Origin of the sequence: Xanthomonas sp. NCPPB 3583, from assembly GCF_041475715.2 — a bacterium.
Lineage (GTDB): Bacteria > Pseudomonadota > Gammaproteobacteria > Xanthomonadales > Xanthomonadaceae > Xanthomonas > Xanthomonas euvesicatoria.
Genome location: NZ_JCAQNY010000002.1, coordinates 98267 through 116029, shown reverse-complemented (window position 1 = coordinate 116029; position 17763 = coordinate 98267). Strand labels below are relative to the sequence as shown.

The window sequence follows — 17763 nt, the reverse complement described above, 5'->3', positions numbered from 1 at the left end:
CTGTCGGCTGCGTGTCACGCAACTACCCGGACAAGAAGTGGCGCATCGTATGCGACCCACGCGGCGATGCAGCACCGACGTACAAAAGCCGTCGTGAAGCAGCAGCAGCTGAGTACTTCCTTGCGGCATTAGATCGGGTCAAGGCAGCCTCCTAGACTTCGGATGTCGCCCTAGAGCTTGAGGAATGTAAGGATGTTGGTTGAGCGATCTCACTCATGTCCAGCCTTGAGCCGATCTCTGAGGGCAAATCCGGAATTATTGTAGGCAACCATTGCCAGGCCAGAGCACCCAGATTCAGTCAACATACGACCAACGACGAATAACACGATGAAGCTACTACTGATTGCCGCTCTTACCGTCATCGAGCCAACCAGCGCGGTAAGTCCGAACAAGACGATCACCGACATGTTCCGTGCCCAATTTCCGAACGGCGCCAGCTGCGTTATCGAATTCACTCAGGAGGAGCTAGCGCAGATGCCGCCGGGTCCACTTCTCATTCGGAGCGGAAAGCAGTATCGCTGCAATGGCAGAGATGCCGAGAAAAAGACGAAGCCACCAAGCATCTTGGTCTGATTCAGATCTAGTCCAAACTGCTGTAACCCTTCTTAAGTTCAAACTCGGACCTGATCATTTATGGAAAAAAATACCCCCGAACATCTCTTCCCGGGAGCATTGATGCCGCGCGATCCCGCTGCGCAGGTTCTCTCATCGGCACCCAGGGGACTAGGATTGGCCTGCACGATCGCCTGGTCGGAACTCGTTTTGGCGCTGCGTGCAGACGGGCATGATGTGTGCGACAGCAGTGGTCCGAACACCCGCCAGTGGATGGAGACGATCGTGCGAGACACGTTCGCCGCGTCCAGTTGCGACACCATTGCCATGACGGTCATCAACCCGGACGAGTGGGAACCGTGCAGTCCTTCCTACTTGGCCAACGGCGGCAGTTGTGATGCGCCTCGCGTGTGGAATGCGCAGGATCATAATCACTGGCACCCGCGCAGACATGCCATTACGCTTACTGACACTTTCGTGCAGCAGGTACCCGATAAGTGCGACCGGATTTTGTGGCAAGGCCACTACTACCATTTGCCCCTGAAGAAAGCCGACCCGTCCGGCTTGTAAGCCGTACACGTTGACCTAGGCGATGACTCGTCGCGCTTTAAAGCAAACCATGCGGACCGTGCCATCTAAACGAAACGGCGAGGCACAAATAGGAAGTGATATGTTGAATGCCAAAAAGCATTGTGTGTATACGGATGAAGAAACGAGGAAAGTAAAACGAACTGTAGGATTTTTTCTTTCTGAATACTATGTGGGTTTTATAGTGGTTATCGCATTCGTTCTACTATTTCCGGCATATCTATCTACGAACACCTACTGGCTGATGGGCCTTGCATTTTTGACGTTGACAGCTTTGTTCCTTCCTTATTTTGGTTTTGTGCCTCGCAGCGGTAGTCTTGAACCCCTGGACAACGGAGAGCTCAAAAGGCTCAAGGAGCTTGCTCAGTCTCATGCTAAGATTTTGGACTGGGTCAGGCCAGCAGCTGCTGCCGGGCTTGTCTTCCGAATGCGTGACCTTGAAGCAGCTGAAGAAGCGGCGGGTATTATTGAAGACGAGGCATTACTGGCAGAAGAGCCGGCCGAGCGTCAATCCATATATGACGAGTTAGCCCGTGGAACCTCTGAAGCTGATAAAAGTAGTATTTCGCAAGGCTCCTAAATTTATACAATTTATGCCGAAATGGCAGTCAGACTATCACCAGGCAAGCCTGATATGGATTCCCGGCTTTTCACGCTTAATCAGGAGCGAAGAATGAAAAACGTAATGAACCAAATGAATTCTGCAAATCTGGAATGGGTGGTGATCTTTGTCTTTGTCATCGTGGCGATTTTTATTGCCGGAGTTCTCGCGTTTCGCTACAACTGGATTGGGTATGCACTGCATCAGCCCCCTCAACAACTCACTACCAAGCCAGCATCAACACCCGCCACGGCAACTGCCGACACGCCAACTTCTCGGTCTGTCAGGCGGAGTGCTACAAGTGAAATGAATGACAGCGAGGATTTCAGCCTTTCGCTAGTAACCGCCGCTGCTACTAACAGCGCGTTAATAGGCTTTGCCGCAGGCGGATCGATTACGGGCGCAATTATCGGCGACGCTCTCGTACCAGACAGTTCATTCACAACTTGCACTGACAGTGCCGTAGCATCGTCAGACGGAGGCGTCTTCAGTAGCTGTTCGTCTGACAGCGCCAGCATCGGTGGTACGGACTGGTAAGCCTTAATCAGGAATGGACTTGAAAACCTCTACACATCGAGAGAGGCTCCAACGCGTATTTATAGCATTGGTTGCCGTCGTCAATCACCTTGCAGGTATCGCCAGCATACTGTGCTGCACTGCTATATTTATCTTCTGGTTTTTCGCTGAAGTAGAGGCTTATAGGGAAGATTGGACCTTCCTGCAAACCATGGCGATGGTCTTTAGCTCGCAGCCCGTTATCGCATTTCTGGTATGCATTGCGATCGAACGCTCAACGTTCGTGCTTTTCCGGTATTTCAACCCTGACGATGGTCTATGACACCCGAGTGTGAAGGTAAAAGTGGCCTCCGGGCTTAGGGCTTACGCCCCGTTTTGCGACATGCCAGTTTTCCTATAAGGACCGCGACTGCGTTTACCAGCGGCGTGACCGAGGTGATGATCGCGGGCAGATTGCCAAACTGGATTTCAGCGGCTTCGGTCGCGTTTTGACGGTATCATTGTGCGTTTCAAGAATCTTCATAAAACCTGAAATGCAATCAGAAGATCGTAAGCCGACCTACAACACGCTTTTGCAGCTAATCGGAGCGGCGGCGGTCTGTTACGGCGTCCTTCAAGCCCTCGCATGGTGGAGTTATTGGCACCCCCGTCCAGCGGTGGTAAGGGTGAGGCTCGACTCTCAAGCTTGCGTCGCGATCAATGGACAGATGCGCGATCGCTCATGTGTGGTATCGGGGCGCTACTCCGTACATCCATGGACTAACAACCTGGTCATGCGACAAGACAATGGCGTCACGGTCGAACTGCCCGACTGGGTCTCGATTGCCGTGCCTGTCGATCACAGCAGGTAGAGTGGGACTTGCTACGCCTATGCTAGGAGTTCGATCCAATTGAGCGTGGCACGATCGCTCACCTTTTTGCTTGCTACTAGCGCAGGTTGGTCGAGACGGAATCTGTATCTGTGGCCGCAGCCGAGAGATCTCCTACGAGCGGGATAGCTGACAAGCGGTAGGAATACCGCGCCCGCATGTCGCGGCAGCGCAAGGGCTGATTCTGGTTTCGTTACCCACCGGAACCGCATCGATGTCCCCAACCGCTCGCCAGCTCACCCAGGCCATCCCACCTGTTCTGCTTGACTATCGGAGGCTACTCGCGAGGGTGCAGGAGTCGGCTCCGGCAAGTGAGGAGCATGCCGAGGTGGAGCATATGTCCGTGGCCACTATCGAGCAGCTAGTCCAGCAGCTGGAGCTTGAACCTGAGACCGCACCGGCGCCGCCGGCACACTTGACCGGACAGCTAGCTAATGCCTTGGACTGCTCCGTGGCCACGCTGCTAGCACTGGCCAAGCTTCTAACCGGCGAACCCCGGCGCATGGCCGAGGTCACAGCTCAGACGCAACAAGAGCTTGTGGCGAACTCTCGCGCGGAAGCAAAGCTGGGCATGACGCTGGGCTACACCTGGCGGGCAAGGGAGGACAGCACCGCGCGTGGCGAGAAGGGCCTTCGGATAGACAGCGACGAAGTATCGCTGCTGGCGTGGTTTGCCTACGGCCCCGATGCGGAAGGGCCGAATCGAGCACAGGCCTCTGTCCGTCGCATGCTGGCTTGCATGCGTGCGTGTGAGGGAATCGATACCGAGCTGCTGGAATCGCTTGATCCCGGCGAGCTGGATGCCGCCATGAACGATGGCAGTCGCGATGCCAGCCACCCGATGTTGAGCCGCTAAGCACTGTATGGACGAGCTACCCACAATCCAGCAGTTGATCGAGCGCAACGCTCTCTTCGTGGTCAGCCACTCCGGTGGCAAAGACTCGCAGGCAATGCTCATTAAGCTGATCGATCGAATTCCGCCTGCGCAGCTGTTGGTGATCCATGCCTCGCTCGGGGAGTCGGAGTGGCACGGCGCGCTAGAGCTAGCGAAAGATCAGGCAGAGCTTGCAGGCTTGCCATTCCTTGTGGCGCGGGCATCCAAAACGTTCCTGCAAATGGTTGAGCGGCGCTACGAGGTGCGACCTGGTCCGAATTCAAGCTGTTGGCCGGGTGCAGCCACTCGACAGTGCACGGCTGACTTAAAACGGGGGCCAATAGAGCGCGAGGTGCGCCGATATGCAAAAGACAACCACTTCTCAACGGTCGTCAGTTGCATGGGAATGCGCGCAGCAGAGAGTCCTGCCAGGGCAAGGCGCATCGCACTCACGATCAACAAACGAGGCACAGTTCGTGGCCGCGATTGGTTCGAGTGGTTGCCGATCCACGATATGACTACCGCAGAAGTCTGGCGTACGATCGCTGCCGCCGGCCAGACACCCCACCCAGCCTATCTCTCAGGCAACACCCGCATTTCATGCGTGTTCTGCTTCTTTGCCAGCCCTCGCGACATCGCCAACGGGGCCAGGCATCGCCCTGAACTGTACAAACAGTACAGAGACATCGAGACGCGTACGGGCTACACGTTGCATCAATCCAGGAGGCCACTTGATGAGATGGTGAGGCTGGGAAACGAGCAATTGGAGCGCTTAGTATCCTACCCGAACCCCATTGACGACGATGGCCAACCGCTTTGGATTGGAGGTGTGTTTGCTCCAGGGAGGCCGCCGCTACTGCCTGCGTGAGAACAATCGTGCACCCGCAAGCAAATCTCGACGGGAGCGAGAAAATGCGAGTTGTGAGTTCGTTAGAATCCCGCCCCCGCGTGTCGGATCTGGTTTGCGTACCACCCAGCCCCTAAAATTCCCTTGTCACCGGCCGATATCGCCACATCTGCAAATAAGGAAACCAAATGACACTGAGCTTAGACGAAATGAAGTTGCTGCACTCGCTTGCCCACATTCGTCTTGGCAAGGCTTGGATGTGTCTTGCGATCGGGGCAATCGCGATCATAGTGTGGAATTTTGCCGTAAGCCCCATGTCTTTCCTTGTCCTAGCAACTGTGAGTGCAGCGGTGCTGCTCTTTGCCGGCGGCGTAGCGAGTGACACTTTAGTAAAGTCAGCAGTGATGGCATTCGTCTGTTTGTGGGTTCCGATATGCAGGTTCGTTTTTTTAGATCTGTTCCAGGGACCAGCTTCCGCAGCGCAGCCAGCTGCACTACAAACGTACTTCGAAACTATGTTGCCGATTCTAGACTACTTGCTGTACATCATGCCCTTCACTGGCTGCCTCGTGGGCGGCTTACGCCTTGCACTTGCAGTGGTCGAGGTGCGAGCATTTGCGGATGGAATACGGGTGCTTGAAGGCAGGTCAGTTCGGGTATGAGTTCCGACTCCAGAGACATCGACATGAAAATCGTCCCCTCAGCAGCCAGCACGAGGCTACCTACCTACATGTTCTTCCATGTCGCCATCATGCTATGCATTAGCTTGCTGGTCTTGGCTCTCGCCAACTGGAGAGCAGTCAACGAACTTCTTGTAAGCATCATCACTTTCGGTGGTAAATTTTGGCCCCCCACAATTCTTTCGGCACTTGCAGCGACCTTTCCGCTCGCTATATCGCTTGCCGAAGGCGATAAGGAGGATCCTCGCTGCGGCGTTGCCTTCAGCTCATTGGCTCTATGCTTGATTGGAGCTCGTGGAGCATGGTTGGTCCAGCCCGATTTCTCAGGCAACGAACTGGAGTCGTGGGCAATGGTGGCGCTTGTAGTTCTAGCTTTATTTAGTGCTATTTGGGCAGTTATGACAAAGATTATTGAACGAAGTGAACACTAATGGGATTCATATTATTCAAAGTTCACATCGTATATGGTTGGCTTCTAGGCCTGTATGACAAAGAACGCAGAGATGAGCGTCTCGCGATAGTAACCAAGTACGCGAAGGAGCCGACCCCGCATGATCTCGGATGGACCCCTAGTCGTCTAAACATCCTCCGGCATGACAGATTCATGTGGATAGTGGGGACTGTTTTGCTCTTCACTGTGCTGATCTTGACCATACCCGTCGCTGCTTATTTTGGTTTTATTTCTAATGACGGGTTGCTAGCTTTGGGTTTTTTACTGATGGCTGTCATTCTCATCTACCGTTGCATCCGACTTCACCCTAATTTACGGACGATCTACAGAAGAGAACTTTTGGACGCGGCAATGTTAGAAGTCGCCAGAATGACTCTTCATTCGAGCGATGACCATCGGAAGCACTAACGAAAAGATTATTGAGCAGGCAATAGGGCGGCCAAGGAGCCGCCCTTTTTATTGGTCGCACATAGTCACTATGTTTTTGATCAGGCTCGGCACTTCGATCCAGCAGGTGTCTACATCACTCAGTAGCCCTATCTATGCCTCACGTCTCGAAAGGCTTGGGCCACGAGCAGCACGGTTCGTTGCGTCGCTACGAACAACCTGGATCTGCAGTGCCGACGAATTACCCCCCAACCCCGGTTACGGCAGGAAAAGTTGTTTCGCAGACTAGCTAAACCACTTTTGCGCTCTGCATGAAATGCGCGCCCCCGACTCTGTGCCGGCGATGCTGTGAAAGTGGGTTCGTCCACTCACACCCATCGAGACATGCATGAGCACAGCCCTGCCCACCGCCGAAGTCGAAACCAACCTGGTCCCTGGCAACGTCAAGGTCATCAAGAACGCGAACCGTCGTTCGGATTCGCTCTACTTCATCGACCCGGCTTCGATTCACGTCATTCCCGGCTACAACGTCCGGTTCGAGAGCGACGACTACAACGCACATGTGCGCAGCATGGCTGACTCGATGAAAGCCGAAGGCTTCCATGCCGATTCGCCCCTAGTCGTGTATGTGGCCAAGATCGACGGCGAAGACCGCGTGACTCTGATCCGTGGCCACTCGCGCATGAAAGCGCTGGCGCTGGCCAACGATGAGGGCGCCGGCATCACCGAAATCCCGGTCATATTCAAGCCCAAGACCATCTCCCCGCAGGAGCTGGAATTCGACCTGATCGACAGCAACAACGGCCGCAACCTCACGACTTACGAGACGGCGATCGTCGTGAAGCGGCTGATGAACCTGGGCATCACTGAAGACGAATTGCTGGCAAAGAAGCGCTTCAGTCCGCCGCAGCTGCAGCTGCTGATCACGCTGGCCAGCGCGCCGCCGCGGTTGGCGGAGCTGGTCGCAAGCGGACAGGCTTCGGCCAAGGTTGCCGTGGAACTGATCCGCAAGCATGGCCCGGTGGCGGCCCAGCGCATGGCGCTGGAGATGGTTGAACGCGCGAGGAATGCCGGCCACAAGCAGTTGACCGTCCGCAACCTGCCGCAGGCCGCCTTCAAGAAGGCGCTCAAGAAGGCGGCGCCACGGTTGCACGAAGCAACATCTGCCGTCACCAGTGACCCCGGCTACAGCAGCCTCTCCAACGAAACCCGTGCACTGCTGGAAGCAGTCCTCGGCGATCTGAATCGTCCCGAGGGAACCTAATGGAAGCCACGGGGCCCCGCGGCATCCCTGAGTTGCGCCAACACGCGCCCTTGTCCGCTTTCGACAGGGACATGGAGCGGATCAAGCTGCATCTAAACCTCAAGCAGAACCTACTTCGGGTCGCATTCGGTGCAGGTGTGGCCATTGGACTTCTCCTGATGACGGTCGGTGTTCTCTCCGTGCTTGAGTTGGTGTCCTTACGCGCAGCCGGTATGACGCTAGGAGCGGGCGCGATGTTGGTCGGACTAACTCGATGGCTGACCAATGCATTCGTTCACCGCGGTCATCTTGCAGCGGCGAAACGCCTGCAGCCATTGACTGTTGATGATGTCGCCTATCTCCACTCCCTTGCAGAACACAATTTAGACCTCCAGGTCGAACTCGACATCTGGAACGTGTTATCCGACGAGCTCTCAATGACCGAATTGGAACTCGCTCAGAAGTGGAGTAGCCGGCGACATTCGGATGTGAGGAAGCAATAGCCGTGTGCCCACAAGTGTGTCAGACCGAACCACACACTGAGACAGGGCTGCTACCAGCAGCTGTCAAATCATCCAACAAGGAGCTTCGAATTCCATGAGCCTAGAGGTCGCATCGCATCGCTCCGCGATTCGCCGTTTGGTGGCCAGTCACGGCGCCACGAACCCGCGGTTGGTGGGAGCAGGATCCCCAAATGTCGACGCATCGATTCTGGTGGATCTCAAACCCGGAACATCCGACGCAGACATGACACGCCTGCATGCTGAGCTGGAGGAGCTGTTGCGCGGTCGTGTCGATCTGCTGACGCCGAGGGATGTGCCAGCGCGCCAGCGCGCCACCCTCCTGCAGGGCGTCCAAGTCATCTAGTTCGGCACCACGAAGGAGCATTTTTATGAAGTACCGCTACATCATCACCAATACGATGGAAGGGCAGATGGAGGGAACAAGCGATGAAGCAGTGGCCCGCGACCTGGCTGAATCTGAAGACCTTTATGTTGTCGACGTGGTAGCTGGGCGCTGGCTAATGCCGGGCGGCGTCGAGCAAGAAGTGAAAGGTCGCGACTGATGGGCGTCGAATAGTCCATTTCCGTCTAGGCATGTTGCAAAGCGCAGGCTTGACGCTGCCTGCGTTGTCATCGCATGTATGTGCCTGCCGATGTCGCATCGCGACAGAGCAATACCATGCGATCGTTAACAAATGGCAGCAGTCGCATACCTTGCGTCGCTGCTGAGGTCGCAGAAAGCCCGGGCCCGGTGGTGCGGATCTGCGAATCCGTCAACGTGAGTAGATCGTCTTCGCAGCAGCGAAGTCTATGCCTCTCACTTCCCTGACGGATGACACCATGACCAATCGGTCCAGCACCCGTGAGCTCGAATCGCATACGTTCGAGTTCTCCTCAGCGTTCCTGATGCACGCCGTATATTCGCAGTCAAGCACCCTCGGGAGGAGTTGCCTTGCCTGTATCACGAATTCGATCGACGCGGGCGCGAGCAAGATCTGCATCAACTTGTCGTCAACCGCGATGTCGATTGCCGATGACGGTCATGGATTCAGGTCCAGGGAAGAAGTTCTCGAATGCTTTAACGTTTTTGGCTTCGACCACACGAATCATGTTCGTGAGTTCGGGCGCTTCGGTCTTGGACGCGCGCAGCTATGGGCGTGGTGTAAGTCGAAGATGTACTCTCACAACTTCTTGTTCGACATAGACATTCGCCAGCGCGGATTCAACTGGTATCTGGGTACCGAAGAACCCCACGTTCACGGTATGCGAATCGAAGCAACGTTCTACAAACCGTTGACGAACTTAGAAATGGTGGAGTTCCGCAGTGAGCTGGAGAAGCTGGTCCGCTACTCGGAAGTTCCCGTCTTGTTCAACGGCGAGCAGCTTTCAAGAGCGCCATCTGAATTCAAATGGACGATCACCACTGAGGAAGCATTCCTACGCGTCTCCGATGGCTATTCTCTCGCCATCTACAATCAGGGAATCTTTGTCGCAAGTTTGCCTTCAAGCAACGTGGGCATCGCTGGCACGCTAGTGACTCGTCGAGGCCAAAACCTCACGCTGAACGTTTCTCGGAATGAGATCATGCGCCAGAGCTGTCCGGTTTGGGCCAAACTTCGGCCCAAGATCGCGGAGTTGGCGTCTAGAACCAAGGCCAAGCGCCTTAACGATTCGGACCGGACCTACCTCGCGTTACAGACTGCCGATCCGGCTAACGTTGACAATTTCGATAGACCCATCATCACACTTTCCAACGGCAAGCACGTCACGCTTTATGACGTCCTAAAGCCTGGCTACTACGGCGGAACACCAATCACAGTCGCCGAGAAGGGTAACCGTATAGCGGAAGCAATGATCCGCGATAAGACGGCTGTGGTGCTTGGCCAGGTGACACTGGAACGTTTCGGGGTAGAGTCGGTGGCCGCGTTGGTGCAAGTCTGGAAGCGTCGGTTGGAAGCGGCCGGCGATCGGCTGACGTGGGACCTCCCTGAGCACCTGAAGGCTAGCGAAGACGTCATTGCGGCATGGGATGCACTGCACAGCAACCGTCGAGAGCTGATGATCTACGAGAACTTCACGGACTGCCCGGGCTACAAACAGCTGCAGTCGTCCAATATCACGGCGACTGAGCTTTCCAGCAAGCAGCGATTGTTCTTGCGCTGTGCGGAAGAAACCCACAACACGGTGCTTGCGTCGATCCGGCAGCAAACCGGGACGATGACTGCCAGGCGGGAGCTGATGCTCGGCCGCGGTGAAGGTATCGATGCGTATACAGACGGTCAGAGCTATGTAGCCGTGGTCGATAGTGTCGCGGCCGATATGATGAAGCAAGGCCTGCCAGGCTTCATGCGACTAGCGCATCTGCTGGTGCATGAGTACCTCCACGACACCGAGGATTCGGGCAGTCACGCGCACGACCTGGAGTTCATGGAAGCCTTCCATGACATCGTGCTGGATCAGGGCGATGCGCTCTTCGCGGCAGCCAGTTACGGCTTCAAGCTGATGTTGAAGGAAGCCACCAAGGTAAGCCGGCGGGAGGCTAAGCAGCTGGACCAGCTATCTTCGTCTGAGAAGAAAACAAGGCCTGAAAGCTGACTCCGTGGTGGACGCAGGCAGGATTGCGACCAATCGGCCACCTGGCATCAGCATACGGGCTGCATGCTGCGTATGTGCTTACCATTATCGAGAGACTGATCTACGGCAGGGAAGGGCTGTGAGCAAGTTCTCTGCACCCCAAGTTCGCATCCTCTCAGCCGCATAACCTGTGTGCATACCGGAGACATCACATGCACGCCTACCGCATCGAATTCAACTGGCAGTCGGCTTTGAGAGGGCGGGAGACCCGGGCGCAAGGGTTCCGTGCCAACAAGGGCGAGCGACTGGTTTTCTCCCGCCAGAAGTATTCTGCTGAAGCGCTTCCTCAGTACCGGGAGCTGATCGTGTCGGAGGCTATCAGAGCGGGCATGAAGGATGTCCGGGTGAGGATCACCGCTATTGTGCGATTGCCCCAACAGACCTCAGCGTCACGCAGGTCCAGCGTGTCAGCGTCTTCGGTGAGCCTGCATTGATGCTTCACGGTAACGAGCGCCATCGAGCAAACTTGCGAATAGCCCAAAGGCAGGTGGAGCGCGGCTCAGGGCCAGACGACATGCAGTACTGCTTTCGGCTCCTTGGCGAACGATGTCTGGCCATCGTCATCCGCAGGCACTTCAGCACCGATCGAGTCCGGCCGGGAGACAACGGAGGCGCTGAGGCAGGCCCTTCCCGTGGAGTGCTCGGCACAAGGCCCGCACCCCTGTCCACCCGGACTGTGCAGCGGCTCGCTGTCGAACGCGCTGTTCGCATCACCTGAGACGCCTCCCACGCACGCTGCATCGGTGGTCACCGAGCAGCTATTTCTTATCACTGGAGATACTCGCCTAACTTGCGGCCTGGGCAGCCGATCGCATCTCTAATCGCCCCCCGTAAGCAAGGAATCAATCGTGGCAAAGGAAAAAATCTTCCATGTGGTCCGTAAAAGCGACCAATCCGAGAACCTGGTGCGTGCCCCCAAGGAATCCGGTGTCCTGCTGGTTCTGGCCGGTAACAGCTGGAAGCCGAGCATCGCCACTCAGGACGACATCACCAATCACTACACCGCCGGCGGCACCCTGCATCCGGCCAGCATTGCGGCCGAAATCAAGGGCGCCAAGATTGTCCGCCTAGCGCCCGCCGAAGGTTCCAACAAGAAGCCGGTGCTGATCCGCGCCAAGAACGTCGGCAGCGCCATCGAGGCGCTGACCAACGGCGACATCGAGATCAAGCTGGCCGACCAGGAAACGTTGGTGCGCCTCCTTGAGGCTGGCACCAAGGTGCTGGAAGCCCCCAAGCCCGAAGTCAAGACCAACCCCGATCCCGTTCCGGATCCTGCCCGCAGTGACGGTGCCAATGCAGACACCGGCGCGGTCAAGGGCGTGGGTGAAGTCGGCGCCGGCGACAACGCGGCGAATGATGGCCAGAATCCGGGTGACAAGGCACTCGTCGCCTGACCTTCTCGATGATTGAAAGCTGGGCTGCGCGATGCAGCCCAGCCATCACTGGCCTGCAGCGGGCAAACCTCGTGTACGTTGAACGTGGACCGTGAGGGCCATGGTCCACATCTGCCAAGGTACCCGCCTGATTAGGCGGTGTTATTCGTCCACGGCGTCGTAATTGCGGCGGGAAGACATTCCGGTCGCGGCCTGGCCCACGTACTCGCGACATGGCGAGGCGAGCTAGGGTGTCCGCACGCTGCATCCCTGTTGTCGTAAATCGACCTTCTGATTGGCGACCAAAGCCGGCCCGGATACGCAGTGCAAAAAAACTGCACCCCCATGTGCCAAGCGCTTCGCTTGCGAAAGTAGGGTGAATTCCCAAGGAAAGCTTGCGGCCAGGGTGAATCCGATGGCGGGCGACAGCCCGACCGCGGATAGCTCGACGCCGTTCACCCTCCCATGTCCCAACCCGAAACCAGCCGGTCGCTGACCGAAGATCAGCGCACGAGGATCCGCAGCACTTACGCTGAGCTGCAAGCCAACACGCCTGGCTTTGCCGTGCGTCGCTCCCAGAGCCATATGATCGGCATCGCCTCTCGTGCGTTGGGGACAACTGGCGGCGTAGCGCTCATTGAAGCGGGCACGGGCGTCGGCAAGAGCCTAGGCTACCTGACCCCAGGTGTGCCCTTGGCGCTGGACACTGGACGGAAGCTGGTCCTCAGTACTGGAACAGTTGCGTTGCAGTCGCAGCTATACGACCGCGATGTTCCCGCGTTCCTGAAAGCCACCGGCATCAACGCTTCCGTGGCGCTGCTAAAGGGCAGGGCACGCTACTTCTGTCCCTTCAAGGCGTCCGGAGCAAACGGTAACGCCAGCGGTGGGCAGGACGAGCTGTTTGGGGACATCGGCCCGCTATATGAAGCTCCGTTGTCAGGTTCCGACACGACTGTCATCAACGAGCTGATCGCTCGCTTTGAGCTACAGAAGTGGGATGGAGATCTAGACAATCCGCCGCTGCCAGTTCCACCGTCCGTGCGCCCGCACGTGACCACGAACGCCAGCGGCTGCATCGGACGCAAATGCCCCTTCGTGGCGGCATGCCCCGCGCTGAAGGCCCGCAAGACGGCGCAGGATGCTCAGATCGTGGTCGTGAACCATGCGCTGCTGCTCTCGGCGTTGGAGCTGGCGCAGGTGTCGGAGGAGCCAATGTTGGGCGATCCTATGAAGATGATCGTGGTGCTGGACGAAGGCCATCACTTGCCGTCCATTGCGATCGACACCGGTGCGGCGTCGATCGCATTGTCGTCCTCGATCCGCAAGCTGGTAAAGCTGCCCTCAGTGATGGCCAGAGTCTACAGCGGACTGGAAGCCGAGAAGCTGGGCTACACGAGCCCGCCCGAGTTCGTGGAAGCGACAAGCGAATACAGCCGTCGACTGCGGATGCTCAAAACGGAAATCGACAACGCCTGGACGCCGGATCCCGGTGAGTATGAAGCGATGTGGCGAGCGCCCCTCGGTGAGTTGCCGATGGGCTGGGCTGAGCACTGCGAGCAGCTGCTCCATTGGGGGCAGAAGATTCACAACGTGCTAGAGGCGGCAAGTAGCAGGCTTCAGAGTTCGAGCAAGATCAGCGAAGGCGACCGCGGCAAGTTCGTTACAACGGTGGGCATGTTCGCTGAGTCGATGGCAGAGCACGTCACGCTCTGGAGTACCTGGGCAAAGTCCGACGTTCCTGGTGCGCCGCCCAATGCGCGGTGGATCACCCTGACCAAGGACGCCACGGACATCATCTGTCACTGCTCGCCGTCAAGCGCCGGCCAGCTGCTCCGAAGCCTGCTATGGGGTAAGGTTGATTCAGTGGTAGTGACTTCGGCCACGATTTCAGCAGGCGGAAACTTCGACGGTATCGCAACCGAGATGGGAGTGCCGAAGGATGCGGAGATGGTCAGCCTTCCGTCTCCTTTTGACCTGCCAAATCAGGCGAAGCTATATGTGCCGCGTATGCGTTCCACGCCGCAGGACCGAGATGCTCACACGCGTGAAGTGGTTCAGTACATCGAAAAAAATCTGGACCTTGCAGCGGGAAGTATCGTCTTGTTCACGGCTAAGACGAAGATGAAAGCCGTTTTCGATCTGCTGCCGATGCACATCACTTCAAGGGTCCTCGTGCAAGGCCAAGAGCCTGTGCAGCAACTGGTCAAACGACATATCGAACGCATTGAGAAAGGCGAAGGATCAATTATTTTCGGGATGCAGAGTGTGGGTGAGGGACTAGACCTCAAAGGCAAATACTGCACAAACGTGGTCATAACGCAATTGCCATTCCCGGTCCCCACAGACCCGATCATTGCTACTCTCAGCGAATGGTACGAGTCACGAAAGCTCAATAGCTTCGCGATGATTTCTGTGCCGCATGCAATCCGTGTTCTAACCCAGTTTGCAGGCAGATTGATCCGTACTGCGACCGACACCGGATCGATCCATCTTCTCGATGCCCGACTGCTGACCAAGGGTTATGGGAAACGGATCCTCGGCGCGCTGCCGCCGTTCGGCAGAAGCATCGGATAGCCGCGAATCACCCTACAAACCCCCTTTCAGGACTAGGGGGTGTGGCATACCTTGGGTATCAGCCTCGCTGATCGCTTCTCGATATGCATACGCAAGAGCCCAAATTCCTGGAAGCCGTCAAGGCCGCAGCACTGCTGACACCCGACCTGTTCGGTGGTCAGGCGGTCATCAGCGGCGCGACGAGAACCTCGCAGATCACGCTCGATGCGGCACTAATAGACCGTAATTCGGTGCGGCACACAGAGAGGGCATTTGCGCTTCTGGTGCAAGCCCTGACCAATCCTGAACGAGCTGAACGGATTAGCGGTATCACGGGGTCGACGTTGACCGCCGGCAGGCTAATGGCGACGCTTGATCACCCCAAAAAACTGGCGCTCGCGCGTTTGTTGATTGCTTTTCCCACACACGTGGCAAAGGATGCCGCGTGAAAGTCGCGCCCCAGTGTCAGGGGAAGTGGACGGGGAAAACTGGCCGCATGACCCATATCAACCCCCTGCGCGCGAAGGCGTCCTATAATGTGATGCTTGAAGTTCCGACACTTTCAGGCCAGCGCGTCAACCTGTTTGATCCCAATCCCAGCACCATCAGGATCGAGGACATCAGTGCAGGCCTGAGCAACTGCTGTCGCTTTGTCGGGCAGCTCGCGAACTTCTATTCGGTCGCACAGCACAGCGTCGTTGTGAGCCGAATCGTTCATCCTCGGCTCGCCCTTCACGGCCTGCTGCACGATGCATCGGAGGCCTACATGCACCATCTCGGGCCTGCGGTGAAAAACTTGGTCGGTTCCCTGTACCGTCCAATTGAGGATCAGTTGCAGGACGCCATTTACCGCGCCTATGGACTGCCGCCACTTTCAGCGGAAGACATGGCGCATCTGAAGTGCGCGGATAGGCAGGCCAATGCTGCCGAAATGCGCCACTTCGGAATTGCACCAGCTGAGCCGTTATCAGAGGGGCTGGATCACATGCTGGATGAGCCGATCATTCCGCTCGATCCTCGTCCAGCACGGACTTGCTTCACCAGGCGATTCGATGAGCTTTACTGACATGCCAACAAACGAGAGAACCGCCGGGCGCATAGGTGCAACGGCCCAGAGCCGTGCCGACATCGCCGCCCGGGAATTCAGATTGGGCCTGTTGTCCGATCTGAAGCTGCCGCTGTCGTATTCCGCCCCAAACGGCAAACAGCATGGGCTGAGTGTGTACGTGGTGGGCTATGTCAGCCTGGATGTTGTGGTGCTAAGTGCACCGGAGGCGCTTCTCGAAGCCAGCAACCGAACGGCTGCCTGGTGTGCAGTGTTTGACTCGCTGCAGCTCACGGACTATTGGAGCGTGGTACTCGTAGAACATGCTTGCCGCGCCGATGGAATCGTTGGTGATCGCCTTGTGGGTCCGGTGACGGTGAAGATTAGACAGGACGACGATCGCGCGGCATTTGCCGAGACAACGGTTCGAAAGGTCGTGTAATGAGCATTGGCCCCTCCAAGCCCGTTTCGATCCTAGTGGTTGATGATCAGGCCTCCAACCTGCACCTCTACGCAAGCGTTCTCCGTAAGGCCGGATACGAGGTGGACACCTGCGATAACGGCAACGCTTGTCTGCAGATCCTTGAGCACAAGCGGTATCAGCTTGTACTCACCGATGTAGTGCTCGGTGGCAAGTCAGGTCTCGATGTCCTGGAGCTGGTTCGCAAAGGGCAGGGCATCAACAAGGACACGCCGATCATCGTGTACACATCCGACGGATCACCGATTGTGCGGCAGCAGGCCGCAACGCTTGGAGCAAGCATGTTCCTTGAGCGCCCGATACCGGCCAAAGAGCTGCTCAATGCCGTCGACCTCATGGTTGGCGACGACTCCGACACCTCCAACCAGGACTGACCATGCAAGGAGTGCTTCTCGTCATGGCGCTGGCTAGCGCGCCAGCGCAGGTTGTCGTCGAACTCGCGCCGGAGATCGGGACCTCGGCCACCGGCCGGCCGATCGTCGCCTACGACCGCCAGCTAGCTGGGGAGCTTGTTCGAGATCTGGATGGGCTGGGGATCCCTGCCGCTGTCGCGAACGGGCCTCAGACAGACTCCGCGGCCCGCCTGACAGTACGTCTCGGTCACCATGCAATTCCTGCCCAATGGGCCGCAGCCGGCCACGCCAAAGCGTTCTATGGCTACGCCATTACCTTGGGCCACTCCAACCCCGAGATGGCCACCGCGGTCTCCTGTGCTCGCCTGATCGGCACCGGTCTGCGCGAGGTAGGCGAGATGCCGTCTCTCTACCGAAGCATGAAGCTCCCCGGCTTAGACATGCCTCTGGTGGACCAATCCCTGGGCATCCATCGCACCCGTGGCGAATCCCACCTGGACCTGCGTACGCATGCCACGCTTGACTTGCAGGTTGGTATCGTCAGCCACCCGGATGAAGCCCGGCGCCTGGTTAACCCCGTCGTGGTCGCCGGCATCTCCAGCGCGATCGCGAACGGCATCCAAGCCTGCTTCGACCCCGCTCAGGACGAAAACGCCGAATGAAGCCGATTACCCAGATCAAGCCGGTCTATCCGGTCGTCACCGAGACCGTTGAATATGCTGCCGTCGGCGCGGCTGCGCGGGATCTATCGTTCCTGTTCCCCGCGATGCTCATTCGCTCTGATCAACCTGCAGTCCAGCTATTTGTGGCGCTGACGCAATACCGTGATCAGGCGGCACAGGAGCGCAAGGACGTGGAGCAACCCACTGTTCTGCAGCGTCGCTATTTGGCAATGCGGGAGGAAGTTTTGAGCAAAGTGGTGGAGGACTTGCTGAAGGCAAAGCGCGAGTCGCGCCTTGATGCGTTACTCAAGGCCTACCGCAGCTATCTGGATTCCATAGTGGCGACCAGCGCAAAGGACCTGCCGGCAGCGGCGCCGCGCCTGCCAGTGGGCGATCAGTCCTGGTTGCTACAATTCGACGGCGCGCCGGAGCAGGGCGAGGTGGACCGCCTGTTCCAGCTCTATAACAGCGAGCATGGCCACTATCTGGGAATGACTGCCGCCGCTTAAGCGCTGGCAAGATCTCCGAGACAATAACGACGAAGGCGGCCG

The 17763-nt window shown here is 57.3% G+C and carries 23 protein-coding genes; all 23 read left to right on the top strand.

What is annotated here, in order from left to right; all coding sequences use genetic code 11:
• Window positions 1-327 precede the first annotated feature (327 nt).
• The 23 genes from ACCQ07_RS21965 (at window position 328) to ACCQ07_RS21855 (ending at window position 17721) form a co-directional block, all read left to right on the top strand.
• The gene (locus tag ACCQ07_RS21965; RefSeq protein WP_372364317.1) at window positions 328-573 is read left to right on the top strand and encodes a hypothetical protein; all 246 of its coding nucleotides are present in this window, start codon (window positions 328-330) and stop codon (window positions 571-573) included.
• Between the two features lie 60 nt (window positions 574-633).
• Window positions 634-1122, top strand: coding sequence for a hypothetical protein (locus tag ACCQ07_RS21960; protein WP_372364315.1), 489 nt, complete (start codon window positions 634-636; stop codon window positions 1120-1122).
• A 22-nt stretch (window positions 1123-1144) separates the two neighbouring features.
• On the top strand, window positions 1145-1720 hold the full coding sequence (locus tag ACCQ07_RS21955; RefSeq protein ID WP_503256029.1) for a hypothetical protein: 576 nt from the start codon (window positions 1145-1147) through the stop codon (window positions 1718-1720).
• A gap of 93 nt (window positions 1721-1813) precedes the next feature.
• Window positions 1814-2278 carry a hypothetical protein gene (locus ACCQ07_RS21950; RefSeq protein ID WP_372364313.1) on the top strand — a complete coding sequence of 155 codons (465 nt, stop codon included), beginning with the start codon at window positions 1814-1816 and terminating at the stop codon, window positions 2276-2278.
• Between the two features lie 19 nt (window positions 2279-2297).
• The gene (locus ACCQ07_RS21945; protein ID WP_372364312.1) at window positions 2298-2579 is read left to right on the top strand and encodes a hypothetical protein; all 282 of its coding nucleotides are present in this window, start codon (window positions 2298-2300) and stop codon (window positions 2577-2579) included.
• Between the two features lie 884 nt (window positions 2580-3463).
• On the top strand, window positions 3464-3982 hold the full coding sequence (locus tag ACCQ07_RS21940; RefSeq protein WP_372364311.1) for a hypothetical protein: 519 nt from the start codon (window positions 3464-3466) through the stop codon (window positions 3980-3982).
• 7 nt (window positions 3983-3989) lie between these two features.
• The gene (locus tag ACCQ07_RS21935; RefSeq protein ID WP_372364310.1) at window positions 3990-4868 is read left to right on the top strand and encodes a phosphoadenosine phosphosulfate reductase domain-containing protein; all 879 of its coding nucleotides are present in this window, start codon (window positions 3990-3992) and stop codon (window positions 4866-4868) included.
• A 167-nt stretch (window positions 4869-5035) separates the two neighbouring features.
• Entirely contained in the window at window positions 5036-5509 is a 474-nt protein-coding gene (locus ACCQ07_RS21930) for a hypothetical protein (RefSeq protein ID WP_372364309.1), read from the top strand.
• Window positions 5510-5532: 23 nt separating this feature from the next.
• Window positions 5533-5958: a hypothetical protein gene (locus tag ACCQ07_RS21925; RefSeq protein ID WP_372364307.1), complete on the top strand. Its 426-nt coding sequence runs from the start codon at window positions 5533-5535 to the stop codon at window positions 5956-5958.
• Window positions 5959-6753: 795 nt separating this feature from the next.
• Window positions 6754-7629, top strand: a complete 876-nt coding sequence (locus ACCQ07_RS21920) for a ParB/RepB/Spo0J family partition protein (RefSeq protein WP_046936633.1) — start codon at window positions 6754-6756, stop codon at window positions 7627-7629.
• A 50-nt stretch (window positions 7630-7679) separates the two neighbouring features.
• Complete coding sequence (locus ACCQ07_RS21915) at window positions 7680-8111, top strand: hypothetical protein (protein WP_161798086.1); 432 nt, start codon at window positions 7680-7682, stop codon at window positions 8109-8111.
• A gap of 94 nt (window positions 8112-8205) precedes the next feature.
• Window positions 8206-8475, top strand: a complete 270-nt coding sequence (locus ACCQ07_RS21910; protein ID WP_372364306.1) for a nucleotidyltransferase — start codon at window positions 8206-8208, stop codon at window positions 8473-8475.
• 25 nt (window positions 8476-8500) lie between these two features.
• Window positions 8501-8674: a hypothetical protein gene (locus ACCQ07_RS21905; RefSeq protein WP_161798087.1), complete on the top strand. Its 174-nt coding sequence runs from the start codon at window positions 8501-8503 to the stop codon at window positions 8672-8674.
• Window positions 8675-8951: 277 nt separating this feature from the next.
• The gene (locus ACCQ07_RS21900; RefSeq protein ID WP_372364305.1) at window positions 8952-10706 is read left to right on the top strand and encodes an ATP-binding protein; all 1755 of its coding nucleotides are present in this window, start codon (window positions 8952-8954) and stop codon (window positions 10704-10706) included.
• 191 nt (window positions 10707-10897) lie between these two features.
• Window positions 10898-11179: a hypothetical protein gene (locus tag ACCQ07_RS21895; protein ID WP_372364304.1), complete on the top strand. Its 282-nt coding sequence runs from the start codon at window positions 10898-10900 to the stop codon at window positions 11177-11179.
• A gap of 414 nt (window positions 11180-11593) precedes the next feature.
• A complete protein-coding gene (locus ACCQ07_RS21890; RefSeq protein ID WP_074052192.1) occupies window positions 11594-12139 on the top strand; it encodes a hypothetical protein in 546 nt (181 codons plus the stop codon).
• 444 nt (window positions 12140-12583) lie between these two features.
• Complete coding sequence (gene dinG / locus ACCQ07_RS21885) at window positions 12584-14692, top strand: ATP-dependent DNA helicase DinG (RefSeq protein ID WP_372364303.1); 2109 nt, start codon at window positions 12584-12586, stop codon at window positions 14690-14692.
• Between the two features lie 83 nt (window positions 14693-14775).
• Window positions 14776-15120, top strand: a complete 345-nt coding sequence (locus ACCQ07_RS21880; RefSeq protein WP_372364302.1) for a hypothetical protein — start codon at window positions 14776-14778, stop codon at window positions 15118-15120.
• 47 nt (window positions 15121-15167) lie between these two features.
• Window positions 15168-15737: a hypothetical protein gene (locus tag ACCQ07_RS21875; protein ID WP_372364300.1), complete on the top strand. Its 570-nt coding sequence runs from the start codon at window positions 15168-15170 to the stop codon at window positions 15735-15737.
• Complete coding sequence (locus ACCQ07_RS21870; protein ID WP_372364299.1) at window positions 15724-16158, top strand: hypothetical protein; 435 nt, start codon at window positions 15724-15726, stop codon at window positions 16156-16158. Before ACCQ07_RS21875 ends, ACCQ07_RS21870 begins: the two co-directional genes overlap by 14 nt.
• Complete coding sequence (locus ACCQ07_RS21865; RefSeq protein ID WP_074052196.1) at window positions 16158-16571, top strand: response regulator; 414 nt, start codon at window positions 16158-16160, stop codon at window positions 16569-16571. Before ACCQ07_RS21870 ends, ACCQ07_RS21865 begins: the two co-directional genes overlap by 1 nt.
• Window positions 16572-16573: 2 nt before the next feature.
• Window positions 16574-17212: a hypothetical protein gene (locus ACCQ07_RS21860; protein WP_372364297.1), complete on the top strand. Its 639-nt coding sequence runs from the start codon at window positions 16574-16576 to the stop codon at window positions 17210-17212.
• The gene (locus ACCQ07_RS21855) at window positions 17209-17721 is read left to right on the top strand and encodes a hypothetical protein (RefSeq protein WP_372364296.1); all 513 of its coding nucleotides are present in this window, start codon (window positions 17209-17211) and stop codon (window positions 17719-17721) included. The genes ACCQ07_RS21860 and ACCQ07_RS21855 overlap by 4 nt, the downstream gene beginning before the upstream one ends.
• The last annotated feature ends 42 nt before the right edge of the window (window positions 17722-17763 follow it).